General features: G+C 69.7%; 19 protein-coding genes. 5 read left to right on the forward strand and 14 right to left on the reverse strand.

Features of this window, described 5'->3' with window-relative positions:
- Nucleotides 1–108: 108 nt before the first annotated feature.
- On the forward strand, nt 109–729 hold the full coding sequence (locus tag AB0G59_RS17805) for a DUF4291 domain-containing protein (RefSeq protein WP_360912743.1): 621 nt from the start codon (nt 109–111) through the stop codon (nt 727–729).
- 38 nt (nt 730–767) lie between these two features.
- Here the strand turns inward: AB0G59_RS17805 and AB0G59_RS17810 are convergent, their stop codons facing one another.
- From AB0G59_RS17810 to AB0G59_RS17820, 3 genes are all read right to left on the reverse strand, one after another.
- Nucleotides 768–1,568: a class F sortase gene (locus AB0G59_RS17810; protein ID WP_360912570.1), complete on the reverse strand. Its 801-nt coding sequence runs from the start codon at nt 1,566–1,568 to the stop codon at nt 768–770.
- 19 nt (nt 1,569–1,587) lie between these two features.
- Nucleotides 1,588–2,298, reverse strand: a complete 711-nt coding sequence (locus tag AB0G59_RS17815; protein WP_360912572.1) for a hypothetical protein — start codon at nt 2,296–2,298, stop codon at nt 1,588–1,590.
- Nucleotides 2,299–2,519: 221 nt separating this feature from the next.
- A complete protein-coding gene (locus AB0G59_RS17820) occupies nt 2,520–3,518 on the reverse strand; it encodes an alpha/beta fold hydrolase (protein ID WP_360912574.1) in 999 nt (332 codons plus the stop codon).
- Between the two features lie 210 nt (nt 3,519–3,728).
- Here AB0G59_RS17820 and AB0G59_RS17825 point away from each other — a divergent pair, with 210 nt between their 5' ends.
- Nucleotides 3,729–4,115 (forward strand): hypothetical protein, encoded by a 387-nt coding sequence (locus AB0G59_RS17825; RefSeq protein WP_360912576.1) that lies wholly within the window; start codon nt 3,729–3,731, stop codon nt 4,113–4,115.
- Nucleotides 4,116–4,140: 25 nt separating this feature from the next.
- Here AB0G59_RS17825 and AB0G59_RS17830 read toward each other — a convergent pair whose 3' ends face one another.
- Entirely contained in the window at nt 4,141–4,545 is a 405-nt protein-coding gene (locus tag AB0G59_RS17830; protein ID WP_360912578.1) for a hypothetical protein, read from the reverse strand.
- A gap of 337 nt (nt 4,546–4,882) precedes the next feature.
- Between AB0G59_RS17830 and AB0G59_RS17835 the strand changes: the two genes are divergently transcribed.
- Nucleotides 4,883–5,347: a hypothetical protein gene (locus AB0G59_RS17835; RefSeq protein WP_360912580.1), complete on the forward strand. Its 465-nt coding sequence runs from the start codon at nt 4,883–4,885 to the stop codon at nt 5,345–5,347.
- Nucleotide 5,348: 1 nt separating this feature from the next.
- Here the strand turns inward: AB0G59_RS17835 and AB0G59_RS17840 are convergent, their stop codons facing one another.
- The 7 genes from AB0G59_RS17840 to AB0G59_RS17870 all read right to left on the reverse strand — a co-directional run bounded on the left by AB0G59_RS17840 (nt 5,349) and on the right by AB0G59_RS17870 (nt 13,175).
- Nucleotides 5,349–5,783 (reverse strand): hypothetical protein, encoded by a 435-nt coding sequence (locus AB0G59_RS17840; RefSeq protein ID WP_360912582.1) that lies wholly within the window; start codon nt 5,781–5,783, stop codon nt 5,349–5,351.
- Nucleotides 5,780–6,490: a vWA domain-containing protein gene (locus AB0G59_RS17845; protein ID WP_360912584.1), complete on the reverse strand. Its 711-nt coding sequence runs from the start codon at nt 6,488–6,490 to the stop codon at nt 5,780–5,782. Before AB0G59_RS17845 ends, AB0G59_RS17840 begins: the two co-directional genes overlap by 4 nt.
- Before the next feature lie 20 nt (nt 6,491–6,510).
- Nucleotides 6,511–7,668, reverse strand: a complete 1,158-nt coding sequence (locus tag AB0G59_RS17850; RefSeq protein WP_360912586.1) for a lipopolysaccharide kinase InaA family protein — start codon at nt 7,666–7,668, stop codon at nt 6,511–6,513.
- 11 nt (nt 7,669–7,679) lie between these two features.
- Entirely contained in the window at nt 7,680–8,645 is a 966-nt protein-coding gene (locus AB0G59_RS17855) for a serine/threonine protein phosphatase (protein ID WP_360912588.1), read from the reverse strand.
- Between the two features lie 290 nt (nt 8,646–8,935).
- Entirely contained in the window at nt 8,936–10,240 is a 1,305-nt protein-coding gene (locus AB0G59_RS17860) for a hypothetical protein (protein WP_360912590.1), read from the reverse strand.
- Between the two features lie 87 nt (nt 10,241–10,327).
- Nucleotides 10,328–12,643, reverse strand: coding sequence for a hypothetical protein (locus tag AB0G59_RS17865; protein ID WP_360912592.1), 2,316 nt, complete (start codon nt 12,641–12,643; stop codon nt 10,328–10,330).
- A gap of 136 nt (nt 12,644–12,779) precedes the next feature.
- Nucleotides 12,780–13,175: a hypothetical protein gene (locus AB0G59_RS17870; RefSeq protein WP_360912594.1), complete on the reverse strand. Its 396-nt coding sequence runs from the start codon at nt 13,173–13,175 to the stop codon at nt 12,780–12,782.
- Between the two features lie 282 nt (nt 13,176–13,457).
- Here AB0G59_RS17870 and AB0G59_RS17875 point away from each other — a divergent pair, with 282 nt between their 5' ends.
- Nucleotides 13,458–14,030 carry an FABP family protein gene (locus tag AB0G59_RS17875; protein WP_360912596.1) on the forward strand — a complete coding sequence of 191 codons (573 nt, stop codon included), beginning with the start codon at nt 13,458–13,460 and terminating at the stop codon, nt 14,028–14,030.
- Between the two features lie 22 nt (nt 14,031–14,052).
- Here AB0G59_RS17875 and AB0G59_RS17880 read toward each other — a convergent pair whose 3' ends face one another.
- Complete coding sequence (locus AB0G59_RS17880) at nt 14,053–14,892, reverse strand: alpha/beta hydrolase (RefSeq protein WP_360912598.1); 840 nt, start codon at nt 14,890–14,892, stop codon at nt 14,053–14,055.
- Entirely contained in the window at nt 14,889–15,482 is a 594-nt protein-coding gene (locus AB0G59_RS17885) for a TetR/AcrR family transcriptional regulator (protein WP_360912600.1), read from the reverse strand. Before AB0G59_RS17885 ends, AB0G59_RS17880 begins: the two co-directional genes overlap by 4 nt.
- Before the next feature lie 162 nt (nt 15,483–15,644).
- On the opposite strand from AB0G59_RS17885, the gene AB0G59_RS17890 reads away from it, so the two are divergent.
- Nucleotides 15,645–16,061 (forward strand): hypothetical protein, encoded by a 417-nt coding sequence (locus AB0G59_RS17890; RefSeq protein WP_360912602.1) that lies wholly within the window; start codon nt 15,645–15,647, stop codon nt 16,059–16,061.
- A gap of 31 nt (nt 16,062–16,092) precedes the next feature.
- Here AB0G59_RS17890 and AB0G59_RS17895 read toward each other — a convergent pair whose 3' ends face one another.
- On the reverse strand, nt 16,093–16,536 hold the full coding sequence (locus AB0G59_RS17895; RefSeq protein WP_360912604.1) for a hypothetical protein: 444 nt from the start codon (nt 16,534–16,536) through the stop codon (nt 16,093–16,095).
- Between the last annotated feature and the right edge of the window lie 190 nt (nt 16,537–16,726).

The following is a 16,726-nucleotide window of genomic DNA, read 5'->3' on the forward strand; positions in this document are numbered from 1 at the left end:
GCTGATCGCCAGGGGTACGACGCGGCCCCGCGCGGTAATGCGGTGGCACACGCGGGCCGGCTACCCCATTCTGTCGGCGTGAAAGAACTACAGGTCACAGAGGAACGGATCGTCGGAGAGGCCCCGCAGGAGGCGGAGCCGAGGTACCGGATACGGGCCCTCCACACGGCGGACACGGTGACCGTCTACCAGGCCTACGCTCCTGGGATCGGACTGCCGGCGGCGCGCGACGGCCGCTTCCCGGCCGCCTGGAAGCGGGACCGGATGACATGGATCAAGCCGTCGTTCCTGTGGATGATGTACCGCTGCGGCTGGGGCACCAAGGAGGGCCAGGAGACCGTCCTGGCCGTGGAGATCAGTCGCGAGGGATTCGAGTGGGCCCTGCGCAACGCCTGCCTGTCCCACTACGAACGCGGCCTCCACGCCGACCAGGCCGCATGGAAGCAGCAGTTGAAGGCCGCGCCGACGAGGGTCCAGTGGGACCCCGAACGGGACCTGCGCCTGCGGCCGTTGCCGTACCGCTCGCTGCAGCTGGGCCTGTCGGGCGAGGCGGCCCGCCGCTACGCCGACGAGTGGACGGTCGCCATCAGGGACGTCACCCCGCTCGCGACGCGCATCCGCCGCCTCGTGGGGGAGGGTGCCGTGGACGAGGCGGCCCGGCTGCTGCCGGAGGAGCGGCCGTACCGGGTGGCCGACGAGGACGGGGTGCTGGCGCGCATACGGCCTTGAGGCCGGGCCGGTCGGGTGGTTGATGGACCGGTCGTCGCTCAGGTCGCCGCGCGCGGTTCGTCGGACGGGTCTGCCGTGCCTGCCGACCCGGAGCCCGACCCCGTCCCTGTCCCCGGGTCGGAGCCGAGGCCGGATCCCGGGCCGGTCCCCGGGGCGCGCGGCATGCGGGTGCTGGGGGGCAGTTGGCCGGCTCCGGTCAGGTATGCGGAGACGACCACGTTGGCGGTGTACTCGTGCTGGGCGCGGTTGTAGTCCCCGCCGCATGTGATCAGGCGCAGCTCGGCGCGCTTGAGGTCGGGCGCGCCGTAGACCTTGTCGGCGTCGAACTTGTCGTTCTCGATGGTCGTGACGCTCTCGACGGTGAACTCGGCGACGGTTCCGTCCGTGCGTGTGACGTTGATCTTCTGGCCGCGCTTGACGTTGCTGAGCTCGTAGAAGACGGCGGGGGACTTCTTGGTGTCGACGTGGCCCACGAGGACGGCGGCGCCACTGCTGCCGGGTTGTGGCCCGTCCTGGTACCAGGCGACCGCGTTGGGCCGCTCGTACGGCGGTGCCTCGACGCCGCCCAACGCGTCGAGCCCGTGCGCCTCGATGGGGGCCCGCAGCCCGAGGGCCTTGATGACGAGCGCCTGGGGGCCTGCCCCCGGCAACGGTTCGTGTGCCGGGGGCAGGGAGTGCGCGGGAGGGCGGCCTGCGGTGGCGACGTCACCGGTCTTCGGAGCCGTGGTTATCGGCTCCTCGGTGTTGCCGTTGCCCAGTAGCCACAGGGCCGTGAGCAATGCCGCCCAGGCCACCCTTGTCAGCAGGCGGCTGTAGCCGCCTGTGCGCACCTCTGACATATCGCGGATTCGCTTTCTGTCACTGCTTGGCCGCGTTGGCGCGACGGCGGTACCAGATCAGCCCACCTGCGATACCCACCGTGGCACCTGCGAAGGCGAGTGCCGGGGTGTCGAGAGCCGAGGACTCCGAAGCGGCCACGTTGGCGGTGGCGCCACCACCCGCGTGGGCGTGGTGACTCGGCCGGCCGTGGTGCTCCTTGCCGCCGTCGTGGTGTTCGCGGCCGCTGTCGTGGTCGCGTCCGCCGTCGTGGCCGTGTCCACCGTTGTGGTGTTCGCGGCCGTGGTCATGGTCGCGGCCCTTGTCGTGGTCGCGGCCCTTGTCGTGGTCTTCGTGGTCGTCCTTGTCCTTGTCGTGGTCCCGGCCCTTGTCGTGGTCGTCCCGGTCGTGGTGCTTGCGACCGTGGTCGTCGTCCCGGCCGTGGTCGTCGTCGCAGTCGTCGTCGTCCTTGTCGTGACGGCCCTTGTCGTGCTTGCCGCCGCCGTCGTGGTCGTCGTCGCAGTCGTCGTCGCGACCGTCGTGATGGTCGCGGCCGTGGTGCTTGCGACCGTGGTCGTCGTCGTCGCAGTCGTCATCGTCGTCGTGATGCCCGGTGGCGAGACGAGTGTCGACCTTGGACAGCTCAACCGTCCCGGCCTTGGCGGCCGGGTCGTTGAGGGCGTAGGCGGCGGGGGCCGCGCAGACGGCAACTGCCGTAAGAGTGCCGCAGAGTGCGGTACGGATTGATTTCACGGGGTGTACCTCCTTGCTTCCGAGGTTCACCCGGCAACCCGGGCGGAGCATCCGCAGGGTAGTCGTATTGCTCCATTCGGTAAGGGATTCCGGCCGGATGGGTGGCGCGGCCCGGGATTCCGACTGAATCCGGGGCGGCGGGGGCTTGGTCGAGGAAGCGGTCCCAAGCCCCTGCGCCGCAGGTGGGAGGCCTTACGCGAATGTCCTGAGGGGATGCGTCGTCAGGAAGAGGGAGTCGGCCCCTCTATGTGCTCGCTTATCCACTCGATGGGCCCCTTGCCGAGATTCGGGGCGTAGGTGGCGCCGTCGTGCTTGCCGCCCTCGATGGTGTTCAGGTAGGTGTGGACCGGGCCCTGGGTGTATGTCGCCATGAATTTCTTGACGTCGGGCAAGGTGTGCTTGTTGCTTTCCCTGGTACCGACCTGGAAGGCGAGATAGACGTCCGGGCCCTTGGTGTCGATCAGCCGCTTGGCCAGGACCTCGGGGTTGTTCTCCGCCTTCTCCTTCTCGTGGCCGTTCCAGAGGGGGGAGTCGGGGACGACGTCGGGCCCGTTGGCGATGACGGCCTTGAACTTGTCCGGGTGCTTCAGCACGGCCTTGAGGCCGGCGAACCCACCGGTGGAAGAGCCCATGAATGCCCAGCCGTCGCGCGACGTGAGGGTGCGGAAATTGGCCTTCATCAGGTCGGGGACGTCCTCGGTCAGCCAGGTGCCCATCTTCGGCTGGCCGGGGATGTCACTGCCGTCCCAGTAGATTCCCTTGTCGTCCGGCCCCGGATTCAGCACCGGCATGGCCAGCAGGAACGGCTTGCTCTTGCCCTCCTTGTACCACTTGGCCATGTTCTCCTGGAACCTGAAGCCGGCCCACCAGTAGTTCGTGCCGTAGCCCGGCCCGCCGGGCAGAGCGATCATGACGGGGAACCCGCTCTTGGCATACTTCGGGTCGTCCGTGTACTCCTTGGGCGCCCAGACCCACACCTTCCCCTTGAAGCCCGACTTCTTGCCGTCGAGGGTGACGACGCTGACGTGGGTGCCGTCCTCCAGAGTCCGCGCGTTCTTGAAGTCCGCGGCGGGACCGGTCGGCATGAGGACCTTGGGGTCGGCGGCCTTGGCGCCGTTCCTCCCGCCTTTACCGCCGCCACCCTGGGACTGGCTGGGGACCTTTCCGTAGCTGACGGGGTCGCCCTTGTCCGTGAACGGGGGAATCTCGAAATAGCTCATGACGGGCCAGGCGATCAGCCCGAGCACGACTATGCACGCCGTGACGATGCCCCATCGCCTCGCCCGCGAGGCCCGGCGAGGCCCCCGGGGCGGGTGAGTACCGGAAGGTGAACGCGTCATCGGCTGGCTCCGCAAGGGTCCGCGGCCCCGGAGGGCACATGGCAGGTGGTGTGCCCTTGTGGAGGGGGGAGCGGGGCCTGGGCGTTCCCGATGTGTGGCGTGAAAACCGCCACAGGGGCGGAAGGCGCCGGTGTGCGGCAGTGCGCGATCCGCTATGCGAAGGCGGACGTGCCGGTGACGGCTGCCCGCCTACGGCGCGCGGCCGGCCTGCGGTTCGACCTGATCCGTCGCCACGGGCCGGAACCCCTGCAGGGGGAGCTGGACCTCGGCCTGGAGGACACGCACGCCCAGGAGATCCACGGCGACCTGAGCCGCCTCGCCCCGGACGTGAGCCTGGTCCTGGTGGCGTACGCCTGCTCCATGGACCGCGGGGTGATGCGCCTCGAATGGGGCATCGCGGAGGTGCTCCCGGACCGGTACTTGCTCTGGCACCATCATGAGCCGCTGCCTTTGCCGGATCGACCAACGCTTGCCTGACATTCATGGCGCTCGAAGAGAGGAGTCACTTGGGCGACGGCTCCGGAGTGATCTCCTCCTGGCCGATTTGATCGCCGGAATCGTAGATCGTGACGACTCCGTCGTGAATGACATAGCGGTACGAGTCGTTGTTCGCCTCGTACCCGTCGGTCGTTTTCTCGGCGCGCATGGCGATGCCAGGCTCGCGGTGGTCGCTGAACTCTCCGAAGTAGTAGAGCGAGCCGCCGGTCGTACGGCACAGCGTGATCTGCTTGTTGTCCGTGCGGAACGCCTCGACCAGCTCGGCGTTTTCTCCGTGGGGCAGCTCGGCCGCGACCCGGCCTGGGCAGGATGCCGCGGTACGGCTCGGGCGTGGGTCACTGTCCGGGCCGTCGGAGTCGAACATGCCCTGGCACTTGTCGACCAACAGGGCGAGAAGAACGAAGATCACAGCCGCCCCTATGCAGCCTGACAAGCGCCCTTCGGAGTTCTTCTTGGGGGCGGCCGACGGCCAGGGCCGCGGCGCCGGGGCCGGAGCCGGCGCGGGCCGTGGAGGGGAGTGCGGGGCCGGCGGGCGTGGCGCCGTGGGGGTATAGCCGGCCGTTCCTGATGAGGGGTAGAAAATTCCCTCGGGGCGCGGGCCGCCAGATGCGCTGCGCCCGGAGCCAGTCGACGGTCGGCCGGCGGCGCCGGGGCTGGGAGACTTCGGCGCGGACGCGGAAGCCCTAGCTGCGGAGGATCCGGAGGGCGCCCGTTTCGGTGTCGGCTTCTTGGGTGCTGTCGTCCTGGTGGTCGACTTCCTCGGCGCGGCCTTCCCGGTGCCGGACGGTGCCCCGCCTGATGCCCCTGCGGCGGGCTTCCCGGCAGCCGACTTCTTCGTGGCCGCCTTCCAGCCCGTGCCACAGACGATGCAGGCGAGGTCGCTGCGGGCGTTGTTCGTATCGCACAGGTTGCATCGCCAACCGGCGGCGGGCCGCCCCGCCGCCGGTCGCTTTGCCGCTGAGGGAGGCTTGCGAGGGGCGGATTTGGCGGCACTCGGCCTCGACGGAGTCGGCTCGGCGCCGGTGGATTTCGGAGAGCCCGGCTTCGATGCCGCCGGTTTCGAGGCCGTTGGGCCCGTGGCGGCGGCCGTGCGACGCTTCCCCCCGCAGATCGTGCAGGACCTTTCCGCAGGAGAGTTGTACGTGTCGCAGTCCGCGCAGCGCCAGTTGGCCGTTGCCCCCACCCGTGTTCTACCTCTCCTTGTCGAGTAGTTCAGTCGGTGTCGCGTGCGATTCGGGCCATGACATGCTCGAACAGCTCTTCGGACGCCGGTCCCGCAGGAGCCACGATCCAGCCCGGCCCGTCGGGGACCCTCTCCAGCTCGGTGTCGTCGCTTCGCTCTTCCGGTTGGTCCGGCACCCCGAACTGCAGCCACAGAGTGTTCATGAACATCTGTGCCTCCCGGGCCTGCCGGGCCGGAGCGTCGACACGCACCACCACCAGGTCCTGCCTCTCCTGCGCATCGCCCCCTGCGGGGAAGCGAAATCGGAAGATCAGCTGACATCCGCTGTCCGGGCCGGGAGAGTGGAATGTCGCGGCGACGCACCGCTCCAATTTGGCGTCGAACACGCCGAAGCTCTCCCAGACGAACTCCAGGCGGCCCTCGCTGCCGCACGACAGGGAGAACCCCGGCCAGTGCAGCTTCACAGGCTGTTCGCGATTGTCTCGATGATCTCGTCCATCTCGAATTCCTCCAGGCCCGCTCCGGCCTTGGACGCGAAGTGGAGGGTCAGGTCCCACTCCTCGGCGATGGGATCGGACCAGGGGGCTCCCTCCGGGGCGAACAGGACGAGCCGCTTCGCCGACTGCTCCATGACGGCGGTCTGGCTGCGCGCGTAACCCCACTGTTCGAAGAGGTCGTCGATGCTGCGCGGGATGTCGGACGGGTAGGTATGCGCCGTGGTGCCGACCGTGCCAAGGGGATGGGCCGGGGCATCGGTGAACATCACGATCACATGGCGTCGACGGTCGAGGCCGGTCTCCCACGGTGCGTTGATGGCCAGAGCGAGTGCCTCCAGGCCGGATTCCGGGATGTCGCCGCCGCCGGACGCCTCGATGCCCCGCACGAACTGCTCGAAGCCCTTCGCCTGGGAGGGCAGGTGCAGGAAGTCGGTCTGTTCGATCGCGGACCCCGGGTCGTCGCCGAAATCCCGGAAGGCGATGGTCTTGAGGCGCAGCTGGCTGATTGCCTTTCCCTTCTTCGCCATCACGTCGTTGAGCCGGTCATGGAACTGCAGCGCGCTCGACTTCACGTTGTCGAGGACGGGAAACATGCTGCCGGTCGCGTCGATGCACAGGACGATGTCCACCGCGTACTGCAGGTTGCCCTGGTACTGGTCGATGTTGGCGTTCACTCACGTCTCCTTGTGTGGGGTCAGGGTGTGCGACGTTCCCGGCCGCGGTCACCCAGATTGATCCGGACCCGGGACGGCCGAGGGCCGGGCGGCTCGGTGACCGCAGGCGCCGGGTGGGCGGCCGCGGGATCCGCGGCGGCCGGCGGCGGTGGAGCGGGCGCGGTCGTCTCCGTGCCGGCCCGTCCCGCCGACCCCTGCTTGAGGTTGGTCCGGATGCGGCTCGTGCGAGGCCCGGGTGCCTTCGGTCCGCCGGCCGTGGTGGGTGCAACCGCCGGCTTGCTGGTCCCCGGCCTGCGGTGCTGGAGTGCGCACACCTTGGGATCCGACAGGGCCTTCAAGAACGCCGCCATGCGGGGGCGCCTGCCGGGAGCGCGGGCGGTCATCGCGCGCAGAAGCCCGAGCATGTCGTCGGACAACCGTGTGCTGAACGAGAGTTCCTCGCCGGCGTTCACCGCGTCGGCCGGGGATCCGAACCGCTCCGCGTGGTGCGGAAGCTCACCCGTGATGTAGAGGTGCGTCATCAGTCCGAGCGCGAACACATCCACGGCGCAGGTGAGGTGCTCCGGGCCGACCCCGTCATCGCGCTGCATGTAGCGGCGCCACTCCGGCGCCCCGTACACCGAGTCGCCGGAGATGTCGTCGGGCTCCGGCGGGCTCCCGGAGATGTACGAATCGTCGAAGTCGATGAGTTTCGCGGTGTGGAACGCGGCGTCATCGCGCTTTTGCACCAGAACGTTCAGCGGCTTCAGGTCACCGTGCACCACGTCGATGTCGTGCAGCTGCTTGAGGCTCGTGCCGAGGGTCTTGAGCAACACCATCTTGTGGCGCGGCTCCAGGGCCTGCGGCTTCTCCAGGCTGGAGGTGTCAATCCGCTCCGTGACCTTGTAGTACGTGCTTCCCTCATGGAAGAAGTCCGTGGCCAGAACGATGTTGCCACCGCCTCGGGCGTCGGGCCGTAGACGCGTCATGATCGTACGGTGACGCTCCTCGAATTCCCGTGCCAGCTGGCGGCGGATTCGCAGGCTGGGGGTGTCGCGGCTGTCGTCGTCACGCGGACGCTTGGGCTCCAGGAACTGCTTGACGAAGTAGTGAGACCCGCCCTTTTCGGCGAACGCCCATATGCATTTCCCTCCGTTGGCGTTGGTGGGCTCTGTGGTGATGCGGTAGCCCGCGATCACATCGCCGTTCTTCATGCTCGCTCCTCGGGTGCGGGCGGCAGGTATGTTTCGTAGCCGGCGCGGTAGGCGTGCCAGGTGTCGTCCTGCCAAGCACGGATGGCGGCGGACATCTCGCCCGGGTCCTCCTGCTCCGGAGGCCGGCCCGGGGACGCCGCCGTCCGGCGGTCGAGGGCGTGAGGCCGTGTCCGAACATGGCGGTCGGTCACATGGCGCAACCGATCGGCGAACAGGTCCCGCAAGGAGGCGAAGTTGTCGTGGCCCAGAGCCAGAAGGGCGAGAGAGGCATCGTCCGCCGTGTAGCTCTGCACCTCGCGACGCAGCAGATCGGCCCACTCGTCCTCGGTGTTGGCCTCTTGCAGCGTGCGGAGCAGAACGTACTCGAAGTCCGCAGGGGTGTGGACATAGCCGAAGAACCCGTCGGTGGCGACGACGAGCACGCAGGGCAGCGGGAAGTCTGCGAGGAGCTGCGTGTCGACCTCGAAGCCGCGGTCCGCGCAGATCAGGTTGGTCATGGGCGGGTCTGTGCGCAACAGCTCGAGGGCGTCGCTCTCGCGGGTGTGGTCGCGGGTGATCACGTGCAGGCCCGTCGCGGGCAGCAGTACGTACGCCCGGGAATCGCCGGCCCACAGGGGCCGCAGCTCAGCATGGGCGCCGCCGTCCAGTACGCGATAGTGCACAGCCGCCAACGTGGTGGGCAGCTGGCGCCGCATCGTGCCGCTGATCTTGCTGCGGCGCTGCGGTGCCTTGGACAGGTACCACTGGAGGTACTCCTGCAGGTCCTCCGGCCCGCCGGGCTCGCCACCCCGCGCCACTTCGCGGAACCAGCAGTCCGTCGCCAGGCGTGCCACCCGCGCGCCCACCCAGGCACCGGTGCGCGTGGTGCCGTCCGGGGCCTGCCATACGGGAGCCGCGCCCGAGCCACCCGAGCCGTCGAACACAGCCAGCAGCCCTTGGTGGCTTTCCCAATGGTGTGCCACAAACGGTTCCGCGTCTTCGCCGCGGCCGTGGACCCGTTCCGTCCAGACGGTGAGTGCCCGCACACCGGACTCGCGCCACGTCCAGATCTGCTGCGGAGGTTCCAGGCGGTCCGCTTCCGCCTCCGCGCGCGGGGCCGTGACATGCGGTTCGTCAGATGCGGAAGCAGGAGATCCTTCGACTTGCGCGTCGAGCGGGAACGTGAGCGGGCCGGTCTGCTGACGTGTCGGTGCAATCCAGGAGCGCGGCTGCGGTGCCGGGGCGGCGTGCCGTGGTCGGGGAGCATGTTCGGTCATCGTCGCTCTCCCTCGGTGCCGCCATGCGTACGCTTGGCGGTTCCTCGAACGCGGCTCACACGGGGTGCGGGAGCCGTGGGGCGATCGGGGGTGTCCCCGGAGCCGGGGTACGGACTGTGCCGCTCGGCGTTTCCGTCTCCAGCAGGTGGGCGGTGGGGCGCTCGTTCCACGGTGTCGCTCTCGGCGGTCGGCGAGGAGTGGCTGCTGCCGGGTGTCGGCAGCGGTTCGTCGCCGGGCGGGGTCGAGCCTGCGCCGGCCACCCGGGACGTACCTCGCCGTGGGTCGTGGCGGCCGGCGCGGTCGTGGGGCGTGGGGCCCCGGCCGTCGTCGGCGGTGCGGGGCTCGTGATGGACCACCTCGCCCCGAAGCGGCGCGCGGCGTGAAGAGTCCTCCCCGGAGACCGGGGCGTCGTCCCGGGAGGCAGGATCCAGCGCACGGGACAGGGAACCGCTCAGCCGGCCGCGCCGCGCCGCAGTACCGAACACCCCGTCTCCGTCGCGCAGCACCTCCTCCAAGACCGCGCGCTCCAGCTCGGTCTGCTCGAACGGTTCGCGGTCGGCGTCCCCGCGTTCCAGGACCATGCGCATCACTTCACGCCGGACCTCGCGCTTCTCCGCCTCGCCCTTCTCGATCCAGGCCAGCGCCGCACGGGGACCCTCTCTTTCCATGATCTCGGCGATGAGGCCGTCGACGCCGTCTTCGCGGATCATGCCGAGGTGCCTTTCGCGGCGCATGCCCGCGAGCCGCGTCTCCCGTACGACGTCTCTGAACTCTCGTCCGCTGGCGGCGATTTCGTCCTCGTCGACGAGTAATTCCACCTGTATGCCGCGGAGGCGTATCGCGTCGTCGCCGGTGAAGCCGGAAAGAGCGGCGCCGAGCGCCTGCTCCGCCTCGTGGAACTGGGCGATGTCGTAGTCCCGGGCCACTGCGCGCAGGGTTTTGCGTAAGAAGCCGTACAGCGCTCCGCTCATGTCCCGGATGCCGCGCGACACCACCTTCGCGGGGTCGGCCACTCGACATACCAGCTCCACCCGACTGCGGAACGAGAATGTGGGGTCACGGCTGAGCAACGGGATGTCGAGGACGAGCCGGTGCTCGGCCAGGTCGACGGTGAACACACTGCGATATACGCCGAAGCGCGAGGACGGGATCTCCTCGCCGCTGCGGATCGTCAGCGACGGCCCGCTGTCCCGCACCAGGACCAGGGCGCGCCCCGGATCCGGAGGCCGGAGCGGATTGGTCAGCCGCCACTTGGGCAGCTCCTCGATCGCCAAGACCGGATCGTAGGTGTGTTCCTCCACGGTTTCTTCCACCCCTTCGCTGGGTTCTCGCGGCGTACGCAGGACAGGCGTGCGGGGTCGCATGTCGCGGACGCCTACTGATGGGCGTCAAGAATCTCGCTCGAGCCGGCGATGCAGCGCTGCCGCGTTCGCGGACGGATGCTCACGGTCGTTCGCCCACTTGGCCAGCCACCACAGGAGCCGCTCGCGGTGCCGGCCCGGTCGGCCGGCCACATCGGCAAGGAGCGTGCCGATCGCGTCGAGCGAGCCGGGGCACCGATCTGCGTACGAGGTGACCCACTCGCGCAGTGCTACCAGTGCGGTGTCCTGTACGGGACGCCGGGCCAGGGCGCGCGCCCACAGCTCGGCAAGCCGGTCGCTGTGCCGGGGGAGGTCACTCAGCAACAGTGGAACTCCCGGGACGACGGCGCGCCCGGTCGCATCGGGGCCGTCTGAGGGCTTCTCGTACGGACGGGACGCCGCGAAGACGAAGGCAGAGAGAGTCTTGACGACTATCGGGGAGAGGTCCTGTGGTGCCGACCAGTCGAGGTACGCGTCGAGCAGAGGGCCGGCCTGCCCTTGATGGATCAGATGGACGCCGCCCCAGGCAACCGAGGGCAGGGTGCCCCAGTCGTCCCCGCGATCCAGGGCGCTGCGCAGCACCGCGACGGCCTGGTCGGGAGAGTGCCGGCCGAGGATCCCGCCCGCGGCGTTCGCCGCAGTTCCCGCGAGGCGCCGCTCGTAGGCCGAGCTGCCCCGGCAGGCCCAGTCGTGCAGCAATCCCCAGACGGCATCCGCTGATTCGGGGCGGTTGCCTGCCACGCCGAGCGCGGTGGCGGCGGCCTGCCGCAAGGGCCATGAGGTGCTTCCGGCCCATGTCGTGAGGAACCGGTGCGTGGCGTAATGGTGATCCGCCCAGGTGAGGACGCCGGCGGCGACCGCGGCCCGCGCCCGCACCTCGAGATCGCTGTGGCTCAGCAGCCTCCGCAGCCACTCGAGCACGGCGTCGCGGCGGCCGTCGAGAGTGCTCCAGGCGTAGACGAGGATCACCTGGCCGAGCAGCGCGTTGCGGAACCGTACCCGCATCGGGCCGGTAGCAACTGCGGGCCCGGAGTCGGCTGCCTGGAGCTGTATCCAATGCTGCTCATAGCCCAGCCGGTCCCGGAACCTCAGGTCGGGCGGGGCGAGGTCGGGGGGAGTGAGAGCCGCGCAGAGCTTGACCGCGGCCTCCGCGACAGTGAGGTAGCCGCTGTCCTCCAGGACGGCGGAGGCGAGGGTGAACGCGAGCGCTTCCGGCTCACGGTGCTGGTCGAACCATGCGCGCACCTGGCCGCTGGGATCGCGCAGGGCGGCCACCGCCGCTGCCACATCCCCGCCCGCGCTGATCACCGAGGCGAGGTGAACGGCGTGCCGTGCGGCGGGCTGCTCGCGCAGCGCCCCGGCGGTGCCGCTGGATTCGATCAGCACGTGCAGCTCCGCGCGGGCGTCGGGATCCTCGCTGTGTCCCAGTACGCGACGCTCGAGGACGGCCAGCGGGTCGACCGGCGTCAGAGCGTGCCGGGCGACCGTTTCGCCGCCCGGTCCGGCGGCGGCCACGGCGAGGTCATGACCGCCTGTGAGCACGAGATGGCAGCCGGATGCGCGTAAGGAGGTGACGACAGAGGCCAGCTGCCGTACTCCCGCGCTCCCCCGTCCGGCGCCGACGGCCCGGCTCGCACCGAAGGCCGCGGCGAATTCCCCGACCCCAGAAGGTCCGTCCGCCAGTTCGGCCAAATATCCGCAGTTTTTGACGGGCGGCTCCCAGCCCGGTTCGAGCATCACGGCAGGCTCGAGGAGCCGGTGGCAGCCGCCGTCGCCCCCACCGTCCAGGGCGGAGGCTTCGGCCAGGAGGTTGACGGCGGTGGCCTCGCGGCCGCTGCCGGCCGGCCCTGTCAGGACGAGCAGCCGATGCTCGCACAGGCCGCCCAAGGCCTCGTCGTAGCCCTCGGGTTGTACGAACAGGTCGGTGAACTCGGCGAGTTCCTGCGAAGCGAACGGCAGAGCCGCCTCTGCACTCCGCAGGCCCGCGGGGGTGCCGTACGGTCGACCGCCTGCTGTGTGGAACCCACCGCCGAAACTGACCGTGTCGTTGAACAGCGCGAGGGTGCCGATGCGGGTGCCGGACGCATCGGCGTTCAGGCGCTGGGCGATGAGATCCGCGATCGCGCCGGCCCGAAGCGCCTCGGACCGCTCGGCCGCTTCGTGCCCGACGCCGTCGGCGAGGGAGCGCAGGGCGTCGGTCTCGCTGACGGGGCCATCGCGTTCCTCGCCGGAGAGCGGCTCGGGAGCGGTGTCCTTCGTGGCCGACGCCGGGTCGGTGGCAGTCGGTTCCGGTACGGGGGCCTCGGCTTCCGCAGCGGGTTCGGCCGTGGGTTCCTTGCTCATGACTCTCGGTCTTCTGGAGGCTGGATCGGGTCATCCGGTGCGGTAGGCGCGCAGCGCGGGCGCATCGCACGGCAGCGCGGGCCGCCTGAGGTCACAGACGTGTGCTCCGGTGGGTGAACGGCAATTCCACGTGCCGTTACGAGATGTTCCAGTCCCCCTGCACTTCGACCTTCTCATTGAAGACCTGCGCGTTCTTGATCAGCGCCGCGTTGACCTGGGCACCGCGCCCCCGGGCACTGACGGCCTCGTCCACCAGGCGCCGCATCTCGTCCTCGAAGGACCGGTCACGCAACATATGGGCGGCGATCACCCGCGCGAGCTCCTGCTGGGCGGCCTCGTCGCCCGGTGTCCGGGTCAGCCGGTCCAGTGCGTTCTGCGCGTCGGTGTCGCCGCGGAACCTCGCACGGATTCGCTCCACCAGACGCGCTCCGCCACCCCAACCGGACCGTCCGGCCTCCTGGCCGACCGACTCCAGGGCCCCCTTGGCCATGAGCGCGACACCTGCCGCCGCGACGGCTGTTACCGGATCCATCTCTTGCTCTCCCCGTTTCCCGCACAGACAAGGCAGTTAATCTAGGGGACCTTCATAACTTTTGAATGCTCTTCCGCGCGGTTGGCCGAAACTCGCCTGACAACCGCGCCCGTCGGAGGCGGGATGTCCGATGGGTGGAACTGTGGGGCAAGCGTGGATGTTTACCGTCCATTTGAAGTGAACGGTGCGAACGTTCCCCGGCGTGCCCTCCGCTGCCCGGCGCCCGCGGACGGACACCCTGGGCTGTTACCCGGCACCGGCCTCGACCCAGGAGCGCTCATCATGTTCGACGTGGCCCACGAACCCCCGTACCCCGACGCCTTTCGACAGGACGAAGCACCTGCACCGCACGAACTGCTCGCGCCTCTGATCGGGTTCCTGGGCACCTGGACCGGTCGGGGCATCGGTGGGTACCCGACGCTCACTGAGGAGTTCGCGTACGCGCAGGAGGTCACCTTCAGCCACGACGGGCGTCCCTTCCTCCGCTACGAGGCGCGCGCCTGGCTCCTCGACGCGGACGACACCCCGTTGCGGCCGTCGGCTCGGGAGAGCGGCTGGTGGCGGCTGCAGCCCGACGGGCGCGTGGAGGCGTTGATCACCCAGCCCACCGGCGTCGCGGAGATCTCGGTCGGCCGCGCCGGTGACGGCACGGTCGATCTCGCCACCCATGAGGTGGCCCTCACTCCCACAGCCAAGGAAGTCAACGCCACCCGCCGCCGCTACACCCTGACCGACGAGGACACGCTCGCTTTCGTCCACGACCTCGCGGCGGTTGGCCAGCCGTTGCAACACCACCTTTCGGCGCAGCTTCGACGCGGGGGCAGAAGCTTCAGCGACCGTCTTCGGTTGGGTTGACCACGGAGACGCGGATTCGGGCCTACGCGCGGAAGGCCTTCCGGAGGAGTTCGCCGAACTCTGCGGGGTGGGTGGTCAGGCCGGTGTGGCCGCCGGGGAAGTGGAGGAGTTCCGTGCCGAGGCGCTCGGCCAGGAGTGCGGCCGGACGGTAGGGCAGTTCGCCGCGTGAGTCCTGGCCGCAGGCGAGCACGAGGCGGTCCGACAGCGCTTCCAGACGGTGGATGTCAGGGGTGTAGGACATGAAGCGGGGCACGATGCGCCCGACGAAGTACGGCAGGTTGGCCATCGTCCGCTCGGCCCGGGCCGCCGCCTGGGGCGGGAGTTTGAGTTCGGCCTTCGGCTCGGCGGTGTCGCCGCCCTTCTTCTTCATGCCGGCGGCGAACACGGCCATGGCCGGCATGAGCCCCTCGGAGCGGAAGGTCTCCTGCACGCGTGCGACGAGGGCGCGGTGTTCGGGGGCGTCCGGAAGGACCTCCACCAGCGGCGGTTCGTGCGCCACGAGGCGTTCGACGCGTTCGGGGTGGGTGGTGAGCAGGTGCACGGCGGCGATCGCGCCCGAGCTGGAGCCGAACACCCGGGCGGGCTCGCCGGGCGACAGCAGGTCCAGTATCCGCAGAGCGTCGTCGGCGTGCTCGGCCACGCGCTGCTCGGCCTCGGGGTCGTCCAGTGTGCTGCGGGACATGCCGCGCGGGTCGTAGGTCGCGACGGTGTACTCGGCGGCCAGGTCGTCGGCGATGCCGTCGAAGGCGGCCGCGCCGCCCGCCCCGCCGGGGATCAGCAGCAGGAGCGGGCCCTGACCGCGTACTTCGTAGTGCAGGGTCGCGCCGTTCACGCGCAGGCTGCCGGTGGTCGGGTCGGTCATGAGGAGTCTCCTTCTCGGGACGGGGGCCAGTGCTCCAGGAGGGCGTGCAGGGCGTCGAGGGCGCGGAGCCAGGACTGCTGCGGCGAACGCTTGTGCGCGAACCCGCCGGCAGCCTCCAGGGCGACGAACCCGTGGAACGTGCTGCGCAACAACCGGACCGCGTCGGTCAGGTCGGGCTCGGCCAGTCCGTAGCCGCGCAGCATGCCGTAGGTCAGCTCGACGGCGCGGCGCGGTCCGGGCGCCTGTGCGGCCAGCTCGGGGTCGATCTGGATCGGGGTCTGCGTCGCCATGTAGCGGCCCGGATGCTCGTGGGCGTACTCCCGCCAGGCGTTGGCGAACGCGACCAGCGCGTCCTTGCCCGCGCATCCGGCGGTCGCCTCCGCGATGCGGATGGTCTTCTCGTCCGCCGCCAGCAGCGCGATCCGTCCACGCAGATCCTCCAGATTGCGCACGTGGCTGTAGAGGCTCGCGTCCTTCACGCCGAGCCGCCGTGCCACCTGCGACATGGTCACCCGGTCGAACCCGACCTCGTCCGCCAACTCGGCGCCCGCGACCGTCACCCGCTCCGCCGTCAGCCCTGCACGCACCATGCGCCCTCCAGTCGTTCCTTGGGCCTCTAGTTTTAACCTAGGAGTCCTAGGTAAGCAAGCGGGAGGCGACACGAAGGCAACGCGAAGCCCCCCGCCCGGACCTGGGCGGGGGGCGACGGGGGGCTTCGTGTTGAGGGAAAGTCGCTGATCTAGCCTTTGCGTATGCGCATCGACGAGATCTCTTCCTGGCTTGACGAACATGGCGCGAGCGCGGGGCCGGCGGCTCTGTCGGCCGAGTTCGATGCGTACCTCTGCACGCTTCCGTGGGCGGGATCGGGCATTGACTGGCGGGAGATCCCGCACCGCTCGCTCGCACTGGACGGCGTCTCGGACGACGCGGCAGTGGAGTGGGCTCGGCAGACGCCCATGGCCCTGCACGATCACGTACTGGTGATCGATTCGGCTTCCGAGCCGGGGGTGGTGTGCCGGTTCGAGGACGCCGTGAGGGACTTCGAGCTGTTGTCCAACCGTCCGGAGCTGTACATGTGCGGTGTCGACCTCGTGGGCGCCGAAGTGCGTCCGGCCTTCGACCGCTTCATCGAGCGCCGGTTCTTCATGACCCTCAACGCCCGTATCTGAGCGCTGGACGGCGCCGTCCCGGGCCGACGGCTCAGCCGGAGTGGGTGTGGTTCAGGCCCAGGGCGCGGAAGGTGACGCGCTGGTCGAACCACAGCAGGGTCACCGTCAGCGCGGCCATGACGAGCCCGAGCGCGAGGTGGCCGGCCGTCGAGGCGATCGGAGCGCCGACGGCGGCCAGCAGGCCGTGGACGCCAAGGCGCAGGGCGACCAGGGCGAACACGATCTTGCGGGTGCGGGAGTTCTTGAGCATGGCCTTCACCAGCTTCGTCCGGCGGCGCAGCACCGTCAGGCCGACCAGGATGTTGACGGCGCAGAGGGCGGCGAGGACCATCCAGGCGCCGTCCCACGCCTTGCAGAGGTCGAACGCCGCGGCCAGGGCGCCTTCGAAGGCGAAGAACCACACCGGCAGCGGCTTCACCTCGGAGAGGGCGGCGGCCTGGGTGTTCTCGGTCTGCCGCTCGGTGATGCCGTTCATGTGACCCGCTCCTGAAGGTGGTGTGGTGTGTGCCGTCTTTCCGACACCCACGATCATTCCGGCCGGCGGACGCTGTCGGCAGAGTCGGGCGTCCTCCTTCCTCCATGACAAATGTCGTACGGGGAGGCGGACGGGCTGCTCGGCCTGCCGGCGCCCGCAACCATGAACGAAACGGATACGTGAGAATCGA

Source organism: Streptomyces sp. NPDC021096, assembly GCF_040641275.1.
GTDB lineage: Bacteria > Actinomycetota > Actinomycetes > Streptomycetales > Streptomycetaceae > Streptomyces.

What these genes read in the sequence shown, in the direction of transcription:
- AB0G59_RS17810 (WP_360912570.1), bottom strand. Translation starts at nt 1,568, where the DNA reads ATGTCAGAGGTGCGCACAGGCGGCTACAGCCGCCTGCTGACAAGGGTG.
- AB0G59_RS17820 (WP_360912574.1), bottom strand. Translation starts at nt 3,518, where the DNA reads ATGAGCTATTTCGAGATTCCCCCGTTCACGGACAAGGGCGACCCCGTC.
- AB0G59_RS17825 (WP_360912576.1), top strand. Translation starts at nt 3,729, where the DNA reads ATGTGTGGCGTGAAAACCGCCACAGGGGCGGAAGGCGCCGGTGTGCGG.
- AB0G59_RS17865 (WP_360912592.1), bottom strand. Translation starts at nt 12,643, where the DNA reads ATGAGCAAGGAACCCACGGCCGAACCCGCTGCGGAAGCCGAGGCCCCC.
- AB0G59_RS17870 (WP_360912594.1), bottom strand. Translation starts at nt 13,175, where the DNA reads ATGGATCCGGTAACAGCCGTCGCGGCGGCAGGTGTCGCGCTCATGGCC.
- AB0G59_RS17875 (WP_360912596.1), top strand. Translation starts at nt 13,458, where the DNA reads ATGTTCGACGTGGCCCACGAACCCCCGTACCCCGACGCCTTTCGACAG.
- AB0G59_RS17880 (WP_360912598.1), bottom strand. Translation starts at nt 14,892, where the DNA reads ATGACCGACCCGACCACCGGCAGCCTGCGCGTGAACGGCGCGACCCTG.
- AB0G59_RS17885 (WP_360912600.1), bottom strand. Translation starts at nt 15,482, where the DNA reads ATGGTGCGTGCAGGGCTGACGGCGGAGCGGGTGACGGTCGCGGGCGCC.
- AB0G59_RS17890 (WP_360912602.1), top strand. Translation starts at nt 15,645, where the DNA reads ATGCGCATCGACGAGATCTCTTCCTGGCTTGACGAACATGGCGCGAGC.
- AB0G59_RS17895 (WP_360912604.1), bottom strand. Translation starts at nt 16,536, where the DNA reads ATGAACGGCATCACCGAGCGGCAGACCGAGAACACCCAGGCCGCCGCC.